At 72.7% G+C, this 16,305-nt stretch carries 17 protein-coding genes and 1 pseudogene; 6 read left to right on the top strand and 12 right to left on the bottom strand.

Going from position 1 to position 16,305, the window contains the following annotated elements:
• Positions 1 to 11: 11 nt before the first annotated feature.
• The 3 genes from ACZ4Z4_RS05625 to ACZ4Z4_RS05615 all read right to left on the bottom strand — a co-directional run bounded on the left by ACZ4Z4_RS05625 (position 12) and on the right by ACZ4Z4_RS05615 (position 3,118).
• Positions 12 to 1,550, bottom strand: coding sequence for an MFS transporter (locus ACZ4Z4_RS05625; protein ID WP_468322626.1), 1,539 nt, complete (start codon positions 1,548 to 1,550; stop codon positions 12 to 14).
• A 138-nt stretch (positions 1,551 to 1,688) separates the two neighbouring features.
• Positions 1,689 to 2,282 (bottom strand): sigma-70 family RNA polymerase sigma factor, encoded by a 594-nt coding sequence (locus tag ACZ4Z4_RS05620; RefSeq protein ID WP_468322623.1) that lies wholly within the window; start codon positions 2,280 to 2,282, stop codon positions 1,689 to 1,691.
• A gap of 116 nt (positions 2,283 to 2,398) precedes the next feature.
• The gene (locus ACZ4Z4_RS05615) at positions 2,399 to 3,118 is read right to left on the bottom strand and encodes a hypothetical protein (RefSeq protein WP_468322620.1); all 720 of its coding nucleotides are present in this window, start codon (positions 3,116 to 3,118) and stop codon (positions 2,399 to 2,401) included.
• A gap of 215 nt (positions 3,119 to 3,333) precedes the next feature.
• Here ACZ4Z4_RS05615 and ACZ4Z4_RS05610 point away from each other — a divergent pair, with 215 nt between their 5' ends.
• The gene (locus ACZ4Z4_RS05610; protein WP_468322618.1) at positions 3,334 to 4,179 is read left to right on the top strand and encodes an alpha/beta fold hydrolase; all 846 of its coding nucleotides are present in this window, start codon (positions 3,334 to 3,336) and stop codon (positions 4,177 to 4,179) included.
• 48 nt (positions 4,180 to 4,227) lie between these two features.
• Here the strand turns inward: ACZ4Z4_RS05610 and ACZ4Z4_RS05605 are convergent, their stop codons facing one another.
• The 4 genes and pseudogenes from ACZ4Z4_RS05605 to ACZ4Z4_RS05590 form a co-directional block, all read right to left on the bottom strand.
• The gene (locus tag ACZ4Z4_RS05605; protein WP_468322615.1) at positions 4,228 to 5,484 is read right to left on the bottom strand and encodes a cation:proton antiporter; all 1,257 of its coding nucleotides are present in this window, start codon (positions 5,482 to 5,484) and stop codon (positions 4,228 to 4,230) included.
• Between the two features lie 4 nt (positions 5,485 to 5,488).
• Complete coding sequence (locus ACZ4Z4_RS05600) at positions 5,489 to 5,974, bottom strand: cation:proton antiporter regulatory subunit (protein ID WP_468322613.1); 486 nt, start codon at positions 5,972 to 5,974, stop codon at positions 5,489 to 5,491.
• Positions 5,975 to 6,105: 131 nt separating this feature from the next.
• On the bottom strand, positions 6,106 to 7,653 hold the full coding sequence (locus ACZ4Z4_RS05595) for an ATP-dependent DNA ligase (protein WP_468322610.1): 1,548 nt from the start codon (positions 7,651 to 7,653) through the stop codon (positions 6,106 to 6,108).
• 84 nt (positions 7,654 to 7,737) lie between these two features.
• Positions 7,738 to 8,116, bottom strand: a pseudogene (locus tag ACZ4Z4_RS05590) (cupin domain-containing protein).
• 379 nt (positions 8,117 to 8,495) lie between these two features.
• On the opposite strand from ACZ4Z4_RS05590, the gene ACZ4Z4_RS05585 reads away from it, so the two are divergent.
• Positions 8,496 to 8,909 (top strand): SsgA family sporulation/cell division regulator, encoded by a 414-nt coding sequence (locus tag ACZ4Z4_RS05585; protein ID WP_468322607.1) that lies wholly within the window; start codon positions 8,496 to 8,498, stop codon positions 8,907 to 8,909.
• A gap of 51 nt (positions 8,910 to 8,960) precedes the next feature.
• On the opposite strand, the gene ACZ4Z4_RS05580 is transcribed toward ACZ4Z4_RS05585, so the two are convergent.
• The 4 genes from ACZ4Z4_RS05580 to ACZ4Z4_RS05565 all read right to left on the bottom strand — a co-directional run bounded on the left by ACZ4Z4_RS05580 (position 8,961) and on the right by ACZ4Z4_RS05565 (position 12,647).
• Positions 8,961 to 9,974 (bottom strand): Gfo/Idh/MocA family protein, encoded by a 1,014-nt coding sequence (locus tag ACZ4Z4_RS05580; RefSeq protein ID WP_468322604.1) that lies wholly within the window; start codon positions 9,972 to 9,974, stop codon positions 8,961 to 8,963.
• A gap of 48 nt (positions 9,975 to 10,022) precedes the next feature.
• Positions 10,023 to 11,246, bottom strand: coding sequence for a D-alanyl-D-alanine carboxypeptidase family protein (locus tag ACZ4Z4_RS05575; protein WP_468322601.1), 1,224 nt, complete (start codon positions 11,244 to 11,246; stop codon positions 10,023 to 10,025).
• A gap of 122 nt (positions 11,247 to 11,368) precedes the next feature.
• On the bottom strand, positions 11,369 to 11,860 hold the full coding sequence (locus tag ACZ4Z4_RS05570; protein WP_468322599.1) for a glutathione peroxidase: 492 nt from the start codon (positions 11,858 to 11,860) through the stop codon (positions 11,369 to 11,371).
• Positions 11,861 to 11,870: 10 nt separating this feature from the next.
• Positions 11,871 to 12,647 carry an ABC transporter permease gene (locus ACZ4Z4_RS05565; protein ID WP_468322596.1) on the bottom strand — a complete coding sequence of 259 codons (777 nt, stop codon included), beginning with the start codon at positions 12,645 to 12,647 and terminating at the stop codon, positions 11,871 to 11,873.
• Positions 12,648 to 12,766: 119 nt separating this feature from the next.
• Between ACZ4Z4_RS05565 and ACZ4Z4_RS05560 the strand changes: the two genes are divergently transcribed.
• The 3 genes from ACZ4Z4_RS05560 (at position 12,767) to ACZ4Z4_RS05550 (ending at position 15,362) form a co-directional block, all read left to right on the top strand.
• Complete coding sequence (locus tag ACZ4Z4_RS05560) at positions 12,767 to 13,852, top strand: S-(hydroxymethyl)mycothiol dehydrogenase (protein ID WP_468322594.1); 1,086 nt, start codon at positions 12,767 to 12,769, stop codon at positions 13,850 to 13,852.
• A complete protein-coding gene (locus ACZ4Z4_RS05555) occupies positions 13,852 to 14,523 on the top strand; it encodes an MBL fold metallo-hydrolase (RefSeq protein ID WP_468322592.1) in 672 nt (223 codons plus the stop codon). The genes ACZ4Z4_RS05560 and ACZ4Z4_RS05555 overlap by 1 nt, the downstream gene beginning before the upstream one ends.
• A 125-nt stretch (positions 14,524 to 14,648) precedes the next feature.
• Positions 14,649 to 15,362: a DUF2470 domain-containing protein gene (locus ACZ4Z4_RS05550; RefSeq protein ID WP_468322589.1), complete on the top strand. Its 714-nt coding sequence runs from the start codon at positions 14,649 to 14,651 to the stop codon at positions 15,360 to 15,362.
• Here ACZ4Z4_RS05550 and ACZ4Z4_RS05545 read toward each other — a convergent pair.
• Positions 15,327 to 15,629: a DUF1232 domain-containing protein gene (locus ACZ4Z4_RS05545; protein ID WP_468322586.1), complete on the bottom strand. Its 303-nt coding sequence runs from the start codon at positions 15,627 to 15,629 to the stop codon at positions 15,327 to 15,329. The genes ACZ4Z4_RS05550 and ACZ4Z4_RS05545 overlap by 36 nt on opposite strands.
• Before the next feature lie 129 nt (positions 15,630 to 15,758).
• Between ACZ4Z4_RS05545 and ACZ4Z4_RS05540 the strand changes: the two genes are divergently transcribed.
• On the top strand, positions 15,759 to 16,298 hold the full coding sequence (locus ACZ4Z4_RS05540) for an isochorismatase family protein (protein WP_468324131.1): 540 nt from the start codon (positions 15,759 to 15,761) through the stop codon (positions 16,296 to 16,298).
• Positions 16,299 to 16,305: the final 7 nt, after the last annotated feature.

Genomic DNA, 16,305 nt, shown 5'->3' with positions numbered 1-16,305 from the left:
GCGTCACCGCCTCACATGTGGACCGCGCCACTGCCCGTCTCCGTCGGCGCGTGCGGCCCCTTGCGATACAGGACGACGGTGACGACGAGGCCGATCGCGAAGAAGAGCGCCGACCACCAGTACGCGGTCGAGTATGACTGCATCGCCGCCTGTTCCTCGACCCGCGGCGTCGGGTTCCTGCCCGCCAGATAGTTGGACGCGGCGGTCGTGGCGAGCGTGTTGAGCAGGGCCGTGCCGATGGAACCGCCCACCTGCTGGCTGGTGTTGACCATGGCGGAGGCGACGCCCGCGTCGTGCGCCGCGACCCCGGCGGTCGCCATGCTCATCGCCGGGGCGAAGATGAGCCCGAGGCCGAGTCCGGCGACCAGCAGCGGCGGCAGCACGTGGGCGGCGTATCCGCTGCTGACGTCGAGGGCGGTCAGCCAGGCCATGCCGGCGGCCGAGAGCCCCATGCCGAGCGGCACGATCGGTTTCGCGCCCATCCGCGGCAGCAGGTTGTTGGTGGTCACCACGGAGGCCACGACCATCACCGCGACCATGGGCAGGAAGGCCAGACCGGTCTTGACGGGCGTGTACTCCAGGATCTGCTGCAAGTAGTACGTGAGGAACAGGAACACCCCGAACATGCCGGCGCCCGAGATGAACATGGCGAGGAACGACGCCCCGCGGTCCCGGTCGAGGACCACCCGCAGGGGCAGCAGCGGATGGGCCGCGCGCGTCTCCCACCAGGCGAACACCACGAGCAGCACGGCGCCCACGACGAGGAACCCCCAGGTCAGCGGGTCACTCCAGGCGTGCGTCTCCGCGTTCGAGAAGCCGTAGACGATGCAGAACAGACCGGCCGACACCAGCAGCGTGCCGGGCACGTCCAGCTTGGGCCGGTCCGGCGGCGCCCCCGCGTGCAGCAGCCGCGCGCCGCCCACCATGGCGACCGCGGCGAACGCGAGGTTCACGTACAGGCACCAGCGCCAGTCCAGGTACTCGGTGAGTACGCCGCCGAGCAGCAGCCCCACCGCGCCGCCCGCGCCGGCGATCGCGCCGTAGATGCCGAACGCCTTGGCGCGCTCGCGGGGATCGGTGAATGTCGTGGTGAGCAGCGACAGGGCGGCGGGCGCGAGCAGCGCGCCGAACACGCCCTGAAGCGCGCGGGCGGCCACCAGCATCGAGAAGCTGGTCGCCGCGCCGCCGAGCGCGGACGCCACCGCGAAGCCGGCGAGACCGGCGAGGAAGACGATCTTGCGCCCCACCAGGTCGGCGATGCGCCCGCCGAGCAGCAGCAGGGAGCCGAAGGCGAGCGCGTACGCGGTGACGACCCACTGGCGGTTGCCGTCGGTGAAACCCAGGTCCCGTTGGGCCGAGGGCAGCGCGATGTTCACGATCGTCGCGTCGAGGACGACCATGAGCTGCGCGATGCCGACCACCGCGAGGATCAGCCAGCGGTGCTCGTGACGGCCGCCTCCGCTGTGCCCCACGGAGGCGGACGGTCCGGTCCCGTGGGCGGCCCCGGGTATCGGGGCGGGTTCCGGCGTGGGCACGGCTTCACGGTCCATGGTGATGGCCTCCAGACGCCCCCGCACCACGCTAAACGCCCCGCTCGGGGCCCGCGACCGGGATCATCGCGCACCACGCCGGACCTCCACGGGGAGGCCCGGCACGGTGGTGCGCGACCGCAGAGCGGCGGTGGACCGCTATGCGGCGTGGTCCGCGGCGAGGAGCAGCTCGCTCACGCGCTCCCGGGCGCGGGCCACGCGCGAGCGGACCGTGCCGATCGGGCAGCCGACGGCGGCTGCCGCGTCCGCGTAGGGCAGCCCGGCGAGCTGGGTGAGGACGAACGCCTCGCGGCGCGGCGCGTCGAGCGTCTCCAGGAGGTCGAGGAGGGCCACGCCCTCCTCGAAGCCGGGCAGGCCGCGCGGCTGGGCCCGCTCCGCGGCCGCCTGCCAGTCGCCGGTGTCGGCGATGCGCGGCCGGGCCGCCGCCGTGCGGAACCGATCGGCGACCACCCGGCGCGCGATGGCGAGCAGCCAGGTGCGCGCACTGGACCGGGCGGCGTAGCCGGGCAGCGCGGTCAGGGCCCGCAGATACGTCTCCTGAGTCAGGTCGTCGGCGCCGTGCAGGTCACCGCTGAGGTGGGCGACGAAGCGCCAGACGTCGCGGCGGGTGGCCTGCACGAATTCCTCGAATGCCCGGGCGTCGCCGTCGCGCGCCGCCAGCGCCCACTGGGTGATGCGGTCGTCACGGCTCAGGTCCGCGTCGGTACGGGACCGCACAAGGGTATGGGTCATCGCAGAAGGTCCTTCGGTGAAGGGAGTTCGGGAAGCGGCGCCGACGCGCGGCGGGGAGCGGTCCCCGGATGCGCGGACGCCGAAGATCCGCCCGGCACCGAGGGGTGCGGGCGGTGTCAGGAACCGGCCGGAAGGACCGGCGGACCTCTGCGTGAGACGACGTGCTGGAGAAGGACCCCGCGCAGCCGCGGCACGGGGACGAGGGCGCCGACGTGGGGCGGCGCCGGCGGCAGGGACGCGACGAGGATCGCGAGAACGAGCCGCAGCGGTACGAAGACGGCCGCGGCCAGCGCGCGACCGGTGCGGAAGGCGGCGGCCTCGCCGCGCCACAGCCACAGGGCGCAGATCAGCGCGGCGACGACGTGGGCGAGGAACATGCCGAACCCGCTGTGCCCGAACACGGACATGATCCAGTGGGAGATGCCGTCGTCCGGCATCGCGGCCCCGTACGCGGCGGCGCCGGACGAGTCGGCGCCGGACGGCGGCACGGTCGTCGGCATCGCGTGGTTCAGGTGGTTCATGCCGTCGTCGGGGTGGGTCCGCGCCGCACCCGGCGGCCCGCTCCCGCCCGCCGGGGCACCCATCCGCTGGGCGAGGCCGAACAGTTCGTGCAGGCACAGCTGGGCCGCGACCGTGGCGCCGGTGACGGCCGCCGCGCCGCGCTCGCGCCCGGTGAGCCACCACGCGGCGGCCACCGTGGCCGCGAACGCGTAACCCACCGCCCACCAGGGCAGCGCGGCACCGGACATGACGGTGTGACCGAGGGCCGTCACCACCACGCACACAGCCGCGAACATCGCGGCTCGTGCGAGGCGGAACCCGGGACCTGAGGTCATGGGGAGCATCGTGCCAGGCGGCGGGCCGGTGCGGGGTGGCGAGTCCGGGAGATGCCCGAAGTGCCCGTAAAACGCGCGCCGTCGCCAAAACCCCTTGACGTGATGTGTACGCAACGAAAATGATCTCGTCCAGCGGTCGGCATTGCCGAACCGCGTTCGCCTATGCGCTCCATGCGCTCCATGCGTCACTCACCACCTCACGATGGGAATGCCCGATGCACCTGCGCCCCGCCGTCCGGTCCCTGCTGACCGCAGCGGCCGCCCTCGCCCTCGCAGTCGTGGGCCTCGCCGCCCCCGCCCGGGCGTTACCCGCCGCCCCCGCGCCGGCCTCGGTCCTGGACATCCCGCCCCGCGGCGCCAACGACTGGTCCTGCAAGCCCGATCCGGCACACCCCGAGCCGGTCGTCCTGGTCAACGGCACGTTCAAGCTGATGGCGGAGAACTGGGCCACGCTCTCGCCGAAGCTGAAGAAGGCGGGCTACTGCGTCTTCGCGTTCAATTACGGCAAGCTGGCGACCGCTCCCGTGCCGCGGTCGGCCGTCGAGCTCAAGGACTTCGTCGAGGCCGTGCGCGGCGCCACGGGCGCGGCGAAGGTGGACCTCGTCGGGCACAGCCAGGGCGGCATGATGCCCCGCTACTACGTGAAGTTCCTCGGCGGCGCGGACAAGGTCGACGACCTGATCGGCATCGTGCCCTCCAACCACGGCACGACCAACCCGCTGACCAAGCCGCTCGGCGACCTCGCGTGCCCCGCCTGCCTCGACCAGATGGCGGGCTCCGAGCTGCTCACGCGGCTCAACGAAGGCACCGAGACTCCGGCGGGGCCCGACTACACCGTCCTCACCACGCGGTACGACGAGATCGTCATCCCGTACACGAGCGCTCTGCTGGACGGGCCGAAGGAGTACGTCACCAATGTCGTCCTGCAAGACCGCTGTCCGCTGGACCCGTTCCTGCACGACCAGGTGACGAAGGACCCGGTCGCCGCCCAGTGGGTCCTCGACGCGCTGGGCCGGAAGGGTCCGGCCGACCCGGAGTTCCGGCCCAGATGCATCGGCTAGCGGCGCGGCTCGCCGCGTAGCCGCGCGCCCCCGAGGTGCTCGCGGTGCCTACGGCCGGTCGGTCGCGTCCTGCGCGTCCAGGACCTCGACCGTTTCCCGTGGCCCCGGCACCTCGGGGGTCCGGCCGCCGGCGGTTTCGCGGCGGCGTGCGAGGACCCCGCCGACGTACCCGGCGACGGGCTGCGTGTACCGGGCGGTCAGGGGCCCGACGATCACGAGGATCAGCACGTACGCCGTCGCCAGCGGTCCGAGTGACGGCTCGATGCCCGCCGTGACCGCGAGCCCCGCGATGACGATGGAGAACTCGCCCCGCGCCACCAGCGCGCCACCGGCACGCCAGCGGCCCTTGACCGAGATGCCCGCACGGCGGGCCGCCCAGTACCCCGTGGCGATCTTCGTCAGCGCGGTGACGACGGCGAGCGCGAGCGCGGGAAGGAGCACCGGCGGAATGCTCGTCGGGTCGGTGTGCAGTCCGAAGAAGACGAAGAAGACGGCGGCGAAGAGGTCCCGCAGGGGTGCGAGCAGCGTGTGCGCGCCCTCGGCGACCTCGCCGGAGAGCGCGATGCCGACCAGGAACGCGCCGACGGCGGCGGACACCTGGAGCTGCTGCGCGATGCCCGCGACCAGGATGGTCAGGCCGAGCACCACGAGGAGCAGCTTCTCCGGATCGTCGCTGGAGACGAACCGGGAGATGAGCCGCCCGTACCGCACCGCGATGAAGAGGACGATTCCCGCGGCGCCGAGCGCGATGGCGAGCGTGAGACTGCCCGCGGCCAGTCCGACACCGGCCAGCAGGGCGGTGATGATGGGCAGGTAGACGGCCATCGCCAGGTCTTCGAGGACCAGCACGCTGAGGATCACCGGGGTCTCGCGGTTGCCGAGCCTGCCGAGGTCTCCCAGGACCTTCGCGATGACGCCGGACGAGGAGATCCAGGTGACGCCGGCGAGCACGACGGCCGCGACCGGGCCCCAGCCCATGAGCAGCGCGGCGACGGCACCCGGCAGCGCGTTCAGCGTACAGTCGACCAGACCGGCCGGGTACTGGGTCTTCAGATTGCTGACGAGGTCGTTGGCCGTGTATTCGAGGCCGAGCATCAGGAGCAGCAGGATGACGCCGATCTCGGCGCCGATGGCGACGAACTCCTCGCTCGCGCCGAGCGGCAGCAGACCGCCCTCGCCGAACGCGAGACCGGCCAGCAGGTACAGCGGGATCGGCGAGAACCGGAAACGCCCCGCGAACCGGCCGAGCAGACCGAGGGCGAGGATGATCGCGCCGAATTCGATCAGGAAGACAGCGGAGTGCACGCGATCACTCCCGCCCGAGTATCGTCGCGGCGGTCTCCACGCCCTCGCGCGTCCCGATGACGATGAGGGTGTCCCCGCCGGCCAGCCGGAAGTCGGGGGCCGGCGACGGAATGGCCTCGGCCCGCCGCAGCACGGCCACGATCGAGACGCCCGTCTCGGTCCGCATCCGGGTCTCGCCGAGCAGCCGCCCGTTCCAGTGCGAGGTGGCCGACAGCAGCACGCGCTCGGCGACCAGGCCCAGGTCGGTGGTGTGCAGCAGGGCCGGGCTGTGGTGGGAGGGCATCAAGGCGTCGATCAGCGCCTCGGCCTCGCCCGAACTCAGCCGCAGCGACAGCGCGCACTCGTCGGGGTCGTCGGACCGGTAGGCGCTCAGTGTCCGTGCACCGTCCCGGTGCGCGACCACCGACAGACGCCGCTGTTCTCGGGTCGTGAGGTCGTACCGCATGCCGATGCCTGGGAGCGGCGTACGGCTGAGTCGTGAGGCGGGCACAGCTTTCCCCTTGCGTCATGGATGATCTCCCCCGGCTGTCACCCTATCGGGGCCAAGAGATGGCAAAATCCCGCGCGTCGTGGCCGCCTCGGTACGCCGGGCGCAGCCGGTGAGGGTTACGTGGGCCCGTCTCAGCCGGTGAGGGGGACGTGGGCCCGCAGGACCGTCTCGACCGAGTCCGCCTCGTCGGGGGACTTGTCCTCGCGGTAGCGCACGACCCGGGCGAAGCGGAGCGTGACACCCGCCGGATAGCGGGTGGACTTCTGGAGGCCGTCGTAGGCGATCTCCACGACGAGCTCGGGCCGCACCGTCACCACATAGCCGCTCTCGTCGACCGCCAGCTCCTGGAGCCGCTCGGTCTGCCAGGCGAGCATCGCGTCCGTCATTCCCTTGAACGTCTTGCCCAGCATGGCGAACGTGCCGTCGGGCCGGCGCGCACCCAGGTGCAGGTTGGAGAGCTTGCCGGTGCGGCGGCCGTGGCCCCACTCGGCGGCCAGGACGACCAGGTCGAGGGTGTGGACGGGTTTGACCTTCAGCCAGGAGGCGCCCCGGCGGCCCGCGCTGTAGGGGGCGTCGAGCCCTTTCAGTACGACCCCTTCGTGACCCCGTCCCAGCGTCGCCTCGAAGAATTCCTGCGCCTCGCCGCGCAGCCGCTCGTCGGCCGGGTCCGCGACGAGCGTGCGCCGCACCCGCATCGGCTCGGGCACCAGCGCCGCCAGCTCCGCGTGGCGCTCGGCGAAGGGGAGGTCGAGCAGGTCGCGCCCGGCTACGGACAGGGCGTCGAAGAAGACGGGGGAGAGGGGCAGCCCGGCCGCCGCCGTCGACACGTCGACGCGTGAACCGACGCGCCCCGCGATCTCCTGGAACGGCCGCGGCCGCCCGTCGGCGTCCAGCGCGATGACCTCACCGTCCAGGATGAAGCGCGACCCCTCCAGGGCGAGGGCCGCGGAGGTCAGCTCGGGGAGGCGGTCGGTGATGTCGTCCAGGGTGCGGGTGTAGACGCGTACGGCGTCCCCGTCCCGGTGGACCTGCACGCGGATGCCGTCGAGCTTCTCCTCGACCGCGCACGCGCCCAGCTTGTCGATGCCCTCGGCGACCGACGAGGCGCTGTGCGCGAGCATCGGCAGGACCGGCCGGCCCACGGTCAGCCGGAACTCGTCCAGGGCCGCCGCCCCGTCCGCAAGCAGCGCCTGCGCGACCGGCGCCACGGAGCCGGCGAGCATCACCGCGCGCCGCACGGCGTCCGCCGGAATCTCCGTGGCGAGCGCCAGCCCCTCGACCGCGACCGCGTCCAGTGCGCCCTGCCGGACCTCGCCGGTCAGCAGCCCGAGCAGGAACCGCTGCTCGTCGGCGGTCGCGGCCCCCAGCAACTCACCGACGAGCCGCTTGCGTTCGGCCTGCGAGCCGGCGCCCGCCACCGCACCGATCGCGGTGAGCGCCGCGTCCACCCCGCGCACCGTGAGCGTCGCCTCGGCGGCGGGCGGCACCGCGTGCTTGAGCGTGCTCCAGCCGATGCCGAGCCGCCCCTGGGGCAGCCGGCCCGACAGATAGGGGATGGCGATCGGCACGTCGTCCGGCTCCGCGGCCCGGAACAATTCGGCGAGCAGGGCGATCTTCCGGGACCGCGCCGAGGTGGCGGCCACTTCCTTGGACACGTGTGCGAGCCGGGCGAGCAGCATGAGGCCATCCTGCATCGCGGCCGGGCGCGGCGCACGGCCGGACGGGTCGCACGGTCACACGGCCGCAAGACCGCGCGCGAGGAGTCACTCCGCCTCGGGCCCGAAGTCCTCGGTGAAGTAGCTGTCGTGCCGGATGCGGAACGCCTTGAGCTCCTCGGGGCCGCGCCGCGACATCTCCGCGACCTGCTCGAAGTACTCCTCGCGCGGGGCGCCCGGGGAGAACAGCATCAGCATGGACGTGGGCTCGTCGGTCACGTTCTTGAAGGCGTGCAGGCCGCCGACCGGCACGTACAGGAAGTCGCCCGCGCGGCCCGTGACCCACTTCTAACTCCGACTTGTAGAGGCCGAATTCGCCGCCGGTCGACTCGTGGGTGGCCAGGCTGCGGGTACGAAAGGTTCTGCGGGTACGACATGACGCGCTCCTGAGTCGGGGATCCGCCGGGCGGCGGACCGTCACCTGCATGGTCGTCCCGGCGTCCCGGGGGTGGCATCCGGCCGGGGGACGATCTCGGGGCGGTGCGGGACCACGACCGGGGACCCGGGGCCCAGGGCCGGGGACCTAGGGCCGCGTCTCGTTCCGCCAGACGGACGACACGTGGCTGCTGTTCTTCAAAGGCACGCGTGTACTCGCCTGTGGCGGGCACCCGGACGCGTGTCGGTCGACTCCACCGAGTTCGAGACTCCAGGTGCCGAAGGTCCGACCCATAAGAGAAGAGTGATGTAGGTCACATGAAGAATGCGACATCGTGGCGTAATACCGCCCCTCCGTGAGGGGTCATAAGGGCACAGGCGCCCGGAACCGCGATACCGAGCACTGGAAACATCAGAAGTGGAGTCCGCTCATGGCCGTCACCCTCGAACAGCCCGCCCGTGCCCGTCTCGTCACCCCCGAGGGGCGTGAGCGTGCCCTGCCCGTGGTCCTGCGCTACTCCGCGGACGACCCCCTGGCCGTCCAGATGACCTTTCCCTCGCAGGCGTCCCTCGACGGCGCGGAAGTCACCTGGATCTTCGCCCGCCAGCTCCTGGAGGAGGGCCTCGCGGCGCCCACGGGCAGCGGTGACGTGCACATCTGGCCGTGCGGACGGGCCCGGACGGTCCTCGAGTTCCACTCGCACCAGGGGCTGGCGCTGGTGCAGTTCGACAAGATCGTGCTGCGCCGCTTCCTGGTCCGGTCGTACACCGTGGTGCCCGCGGGCGACGAGAGCGACGAGATCGACCTCGACGAAGGGCTCTCACGCCTGCTCGGCGGCGTCTGAACACTCCACCGGAGCCGGACGCCCGCCCTTGGCCACAGCCGAATTGCGCCCTCAGCCGTACAGCGCGGGCCGCTCGGCCAGCTCCACCGGCGTCCGCGTACCGGCCTCCAGCGCCGCGACACCGGCCTCGGCGACGGCCGCGGCCGCGTACCCGTCCCACGCGCTCGGCCCCGTGACCCGGCCGTCCCGCGCGGCGGCGACCCACGCCCGCACCTCACGGTCGTACGCGTCGGCGAACCGGACCAGGTAGTCCTGCGCCACCTCCTCCTGCGCGCGGCCCCCCGACCGGACGACCATGGTGTGCGCGTCGCCGAGCCGCGCGCTGCCGCGTTCGCAGACCGCCTCGCACGCCACCTCGTAACCGAATCCGCAGTTGACGAAGACCTCCACGTCGACGACGGCACCCCCCGACGTCTCGAAGAGCACCAGCTGCGGGTCGAGCAGCCCCTCCGGGGCGCCCGCGGACGGTACGGGCCGCACCACCGTCACCGCCGTGATCTCCTGGCCGAGCAGCCACCGTGCCGCGTCGATCTCGTGGGAGACGGAGCTGCTGATCAGCATCGATGAGGTGAAGTGCGGTGGAGACGACACGTTCCGGTGACGGCAGTGCAGCAGCAGGGGACGGCCCAGGCGCCCGGAGTCGAGGAGCGTCTTCAGGGCCGCGTACTCGGCGTCGTACCGGCGCATGAACCCGACCTGGATCAGCCTGCGCCCCAGTCGGGCCTCCGCCTCCACGACCCGCAGGGCCGCAGCGGAGTCGGGGGTCAGGGGCTTCTCGCAGAGCACCGGGAGCCCACGCGCGCAGGCCGCGAGCAGCGCCTCCTCGTGCGCCGCCTCCGGCGACGCCACCAGGACCGCCTCCACCCCCGGAGCGCCGAGCGCCGCCGACGCCTCGCGGTGCACGGACACTCCCTCGCGCCCCGCCACCGCCGCCTGTGCCCGCGCCGTGTCGGGGTCCGCGACCGCCACCACGCGGGCCCCGCCCACCGTCTCGCCGATCCGCCGCACGTGATCGGCGCCCATGTGGCCGGCCCCCAGCACGGCCACCCCCAGCAGACCGCTCACCCGTGGACCTCCCCGTCTCCCCGCCCGGCAAGAACACGCGTACCCGCCCTACTCCACGGCGCGTTCCGGGTCCGCGCGCCGGGCCACCGTAGCCCTCCGGCGCCGGACCGCCCGCCGCCGGGCCGCCACGACGCAGCCCGCGAGCAGGACGACGGAGCCCGCGACGACCAGCAGCACCGCCGGCCAGTCCGAGTCCCCGGGCTGTACGGCCAGGGCGGACTGCCCGGCCGCGTGCGCGGGACTGGCGGCCGGCGCCTCACGGACCTTCCTCGGCGGCAGCAGCGAACCGACCGGCCGCACCTGCCCGGCCGCCGCGAACCCCCAGTCCAGCAGCGACCGCGTCTCCTCGTACACGGCACGCCCGCTGCCGCCCCGCGGGTTCAGCACCGAGACGACGAGCGTGCGCCCGCCGCGCTGGGCCGCGCTGATCAGGGTGGCGCCCGCGTGGCTGGTGTAACCGTTCTTGACACCGAGCAGACCCGGGTAGGGCGCCACGCCGTCGGCACCGGTCAGCAGCCGGTTGGTGTTCTGGATGGGGTACGACCAGTCTCCCGCGGGGAAGTGCGCGACGCGGGTCGAGCAGTAGCGGGCGAACTCCGGGTCGGCGAGCCCGGCCCTGCCGAAGACCGCCAGGTCGTACGCCGAAGAGACCTGCCCCTCGGCGTCGTAACCGTCGGGCGACACCACGTGCGTGTCGTTCGCCCCCAGCTCGCGCGCCTTGGCCTGCATCTCCCGAACGGTCTTCTCCAGGCCGCCGTTGAGCCCCGCCAGGACATGCACGGCGTCGTTCCCGGAACTGAGGAACACGCCGCGCCACAGGTCGGCGACCCGATAGGCCCGGCCCTCCGCCACGCCCACCATGCTGCTGCCCTCACCGACCCCGTCCAGCTCGTGCTCGGCGACGACGTGCCGCATCTCGGGGTCGAGCCGGGAGAGCGTCGACAGGGCGAAGAGGGACTTGAGCGTCGAGGCCGGCGGCATCGGGCGGTGCGCGTTCCGCGCCGCGAGCACCTCCCCCGTACTGGCGTCCGCCACCAGCCATGCGCGGGCGGACACCTCGGCGGGCAGCGCGGGCGCGCCGAGGCCGGGCCGGACCTGGACACCGGACCGGTCGAGCAGGGCAGACGAGTAAGCGGGGAGCGGCCGCGGAGGCGCCGGTTCGGCCGGGACGTCCGAGGCGGCGACCGGTGAGGACAGGAGGACCAGAGCACCGAGGGAGAGGGCGGCCCCGGCGCGTACGGAGGAGGAGCGCGAAAGGTTCCTGATGACCATTCAGCCACCGTAGGAGCGCCGCCGACAGTCCGCAGATCGGCTTGGCCCGGCTGGAGGTATCCCTGGACCGCCCGGAGGTGACACCGCTCAGCCGGGCAACTGCCGCCCCGTCACTTCAGCCGTCAGGCCGGCAGGTGCTTCTCGATGGCGGCGATGACCTCGGGGGCGTCGGGCTCGGTCCGGGGAGAGAAGCGGGCCACGACGTCGCCCGCCGGGTCGATCAAGAACTTCTCGAAGTTCCAGCGGACGTCGCCGGTGTGGCCCTCGGCGTCCGCCGTGCCGACGAGCCGCGCGTACAGCGGATGCCGCGCCTCGCCGTTGACGTCGACCTTCTCCGTCATCGGGAAGGTCACACCGTACGTCGCCGAGCAGAACTCGGCGATCTCCTCCGACGTGCCGGGCTCCTGGCCCATGAACTGGTTGCAGGGCACGCCGAGCACGCTGAAGCCCCGGCTCGCGTACTGCTCGTGGAGCCGCTCCAGGCCCGCGTACTGCGGGGTGAGCCCGCACTTGGAGGCGACGTTGACGACGAGGACGGCCTTGCCCTCGTACTGGCGCAGGTCGGCGGGGCCGCCTTGCAGGCTCTCGATCTCTACCGCTTCATAGACAGACATGGTGGGGAGCCTACGCCTCGCGGTGCAGCCGGCCCCGGGCGACCAGCTCGACGGTGAGCGCCACGGCGATCGCCTGGACCGCCATCAGGGCGATCAGCACGAAGAGCTGCACGGCTCCGGCGAGCGCGGGGGACGCGCCGCCCAGGAGCATGCCGACGAACGCGCCGGGCAGGGTGACGAGCCCGACCGTGCGGGTCTGGTCGAGTCCGGGCAGGAGGGCGTCCGACGCGGCCCGGCGGATGACCTCCAGGCGCGCGTCGCGGTCGGGCAGCCCCAGGGCGATGCCGGCCTCGAACTCGCCGTACCGGGTGCGGAGTTCGTCGAGGGAGCGGCGGCCGGCGAGGACCGTCGCGGTGAGCGCCCCGCCGATGAGGATGCCCGTCACGGGGATCATGGCGATGCCCCCCACGGGCAGCAGGCCCGCGAGGGTCAGTCCGGTCACCACCGGGAGGACGGGCCCCGCGATGGGCAGCGCCGTCCACCACCAGGTGCCGTTCGGCGTGACGCGCCGCCCCGCGGTGCGGGTGGCCACGGCGAACATGAGGAGCAGGAAGGCGAAGAGCGCGGCCACGTGGTGCACGACCCAGGCGATCACCAGGGAGACGACGGCCAGTTGCGCGGTGGCGCGGGCGCCCGCGACCAGGATCTCCCGCGCCCTGCCGCGCGAGCCGTCCGGGGCGAGCCGGAAGACGGCCGCCGTCGCCGCGGCGGCCAGCAGCAGCACGAGCAGGGCGGCGGCGAGCGCCGCATTGACCGGCAGAAGGGCCTGGGCCGCGAGATTGCGCACGAGCTCACCCTAGATCGGGGCGGCCGCCTCCCCCGCGACGTGCTCCACCTGCTGTATCACGGCGCTCGACCTGTAACGATGTGGTGGGAAAGACATGTGGAGAAAGAAGGGCTGAAGTCATGGCGCAGCAGGTGCAGGGCGTGATCGCGCGCGCGAAGGGCGAGCCGGTGCGGATCGAGACGATCGTCGTCCCGGATCCGGGGCCGGGGGAAGCCGTGGTGAAGGTCCAGGCGTGCGGGGTCTGCCACACCGACCTGCACTACCGGGAGGGCGGCATCAACGACGACTTCCCGTTCCTCCTCGGACATGAGGCGGCGGGTGTCGTCGAGTCGGTGGGGGAGGGGGTCACCGAGGTCGCGCCCGGCGACTTCGTGGTCCTCAACTGGCGCGCGGTGTGCGGCCAGTGCCGCGCGTGTCTGCGCGGCCGCCCCCAGTACTGCTTCGACACACACAACGCGCGGCAGAAGATGACCCTCACCGACGGCACGGAGCTCTCCCCGGCGCTCGGCATCGGGGCCTTCGCGGAGAAGACCCTCGTCGCCGCCGGGCAGTGCACCAAGGTCGACCCGGCCGCCTCCCCGGCCGCGGCCGGGCTTCTCGGCTGCGGTGTGATGGCGGGCATCGGCGCCGCCATCAACACCGGCGGCGTCGGCCGGGGCGACTCGGTCGCCGTCATCGGCTGCGGCGGCGTCGGCAACGCCGCCGTCGTGGGGGCCCGCCTCGCGGGAGCCGCGCGGATCATCGCCGTGGACATCGACGACAAGAAGCTGGAGACGGCGAAGGGCCTCGGCGCCACGCACACGGTCAACTCGCGCTCCGCCGACCCCGTCGCGGCGATCCGCGAGCTGACCGGCGGCAACGGAGCCGACGTCGTCATCGAGGCGGTCGGCCGCCCGGAGACATACGAGCAGGCCTTCTACGCCCGCGACCTGGCGGGCACGGTCGTCCTCGTCGGCGTCCCGACCCCCGAGATGAAGATCGAGCTGCCGCTGCTCGACGTCTTCGGGCGCGGCGGCGCGCTCAAGTCGAGCTGGTACGGGGACTGCCTGCCGTCCCGCGACTTCCCGATGCTCATCGACCTGTATCAGCAGGGGCGCCTGGATCTGGACGCGTTCGTCACGGAGACCATCGCGCTCGCGGACGTCGAGAAGGCCTTCGAGCGCATGCACCACGGCGACGTCCTCCGTTCGGTGGTGGTGTTCTGATGGCGGCCGAGACCACTGGGGCCGGAGCCACGGCGGGCGCGCCCGGCGCCCGCGTCGACCACCTCGTGACGTCCGGGACCTTCTCGCTGGACGGCGGCACCTGGGACGTCGACAACAACGTGTGGATCGTCGGCGACGACAGCGAGTGCGTCGTCATCGACGCCGCCCACGACGCGGACGCCATCGCGGCGGCGGTGGGGGAGCGGCGCCTGGTCGCGATCGTCTGCACCCACGCCCACGACGACCACATCGACGCGGCCCCGGCGCTCGCGGCCCGCACCGGCGCGCCGGTCCTGCTGCACCCGGCCGACACGGAGCTGTGGAAGCGGACCCATCCCGACCGCGCCCCGGACGGCGAGCTGTCCGACGGGCAGGAACTGACCGTCGCGGGCACGGTCCTGAAGGTGCTGCACACGCCCGGCCACTGCCACGGCGCCGTGAGTCTGTACGCGCCCGCCCTCGGCACGGTGTTCACCGGTGACACGCTCTTCGCCGGGGGTCCTGGTGCGACGGGCCGGTCCTTCAGCGACTTCCCGACGATCGTGGAGTCGATCAAGGAGCGGCTGCTGACGCTGCCGCCCGGGACGGTGGTGCGGACCGGACACGGCGACAGCACCACGGTCGGCGCGGAGGCGCCGCACCTGGAGGAGTGGATCGCGCGGGGTCACTGACACGCTCCGTAGTTCTGTACGTCCTCATGGCCTCGCGTGGTTCGCCGCGCGGGGCCATGAGGCGTACTGGCCCCGTTCCGCAATCTTCGATAAGTTAGGCAAGGCTTACCTAATGGAGGTTGAGGATGGGTGTCCGTCACAGCAGCACGACCGTGCCCACAGCGGCGGCACGCGCTCGTTCAGTGCTTGCCACCGCGTGGTCCTGCGCGGTGACCACAGAGATCGGCAGGGACGAACTCGTGGGCGCGCACACCGTCACCGAGGACGGCAGGCTCCTGCTGTCACCCCCCGAGGACAGCGCGCTCGCCGCCGCCCTCATCTGCATGCCGCGCGGTGAACCGTCCACCATGGTCGAGTTCGTCGACGTGGCGCCGGTGCCGCTCAGGGACCGGATCCGCGCGCGGCTCTGGCTCTCGGGGGTGCTGACGCACGACAGGGAGCACCTCGTCTTCGAGCCGACGTGCGCCGTCCTGCACGACTCCACCGGGGAACGCCAGGCGATCGAGCTCGACGAACTGGCCCTGACGGTGCCCGACCCGCTCGCCGAGGCCGAGTCGCGCCTGCTCACCCACCTCGCCGACGCCCACCCGGACGCCGTCGAACAACTCACCCGCCTCATCAGCCCGGACAGCCTCCAGGGCGTGGTGCGGGTCCGCCCGCTCGCCATCGACCGGCACGGGATCTCGCTGCGTCTCGAACGCGCCCGCGGCCAGGCGGACGTCCGCCTCCCGTTCCACGAGCTCGTCGAGGACGTCGCGCAGGTCACGGAGTGCATGCACGCACTCCTGATGAAGGCCCGCCTCTCAGGCACGCGGCGCGGGCGGCCCGTCGGAGGCTGACCTCATCGACCGCAGCGCGAGCAGCAGCACGCCGATGTCGTCGAGCAGCACCGGGTCGGGCAACAGGTCGGTGGGCAGGACGAGATAGGCGACCGCGCCCCAGAACACCCACTGCCGCTCGACGGGCAGCCCGGCTCTGCGCAGGGCGCGGCGGGTCCGGACGAGACGCACGAGCAGCACGGCCGCGACAGCGAGGGTCGCGGCGACCAAAATGGCGGCGCCGACAAGGAGTACGCCTAGGTCCGATACGGCAAGGTCCGTGCTCATACCCACGTACGGTAATCCAGTTGAGGTTCCACGTCCCGCAGGGATGATGGCGTGGTGACAAAGCCTCCGACACCCACGCAGCCGCCCTCGTCCCCTCCGTCCGCCGAGCCCGTCCCGCCCGTCCAGGCGCTGATCATCGTCGACATGCAGTCCGCTTTCGTCACCGGTGACGACGCCGTGCCCGACGCGGAGCGCCTCCTGGACCGGGTGACGAGCCTCCTGGCCGAGGCCCGCGAGAACGGCGCGTTCGTCGTCCAGTTGCAGAACGACGGAGAGCCCGGCGCCCCCGACGAGACGGGCACCCCCGGCTGGGAGCTCCACCTGCCCCTCGACACCGCGCGGGGCGAGAGGGCCGTGCGCAAGACCGTCGACGACGGCTTCGAGGACACCCGGCTCGAAGAGCTGCTGCGCGATGCCGGGGTGCGGGACCTGGCCGTCTGCGGCGTGATGTCGGAGATGTGCGTCAGGGCGACGGCGAGCACCGCCCTGGATCTCGGCTTCCGCGTCGTCCTGCCGCACGACGCGCACGCGACGTACGACATCCCGGCCGCGGAGGGCATCAGCGACGTGGTCCCCGCGGCGACGGTGTCGCGGGTGGCGGAGTGGTCCCTCGGCGACGAGGCCGAGATCGTCGCGCGGGCGGCCGACGTGCGTTTCACCAAACCCTAGAGCCGAG

Source organism: Streptomyces sp. NPDC030245 (assembly GCF_055572995.1).
The sequence above is the reverse complement of the archived record's forward strand: the minus strand, read 5'-3'. Positions and strand labels throughout refer to the sequence as shown.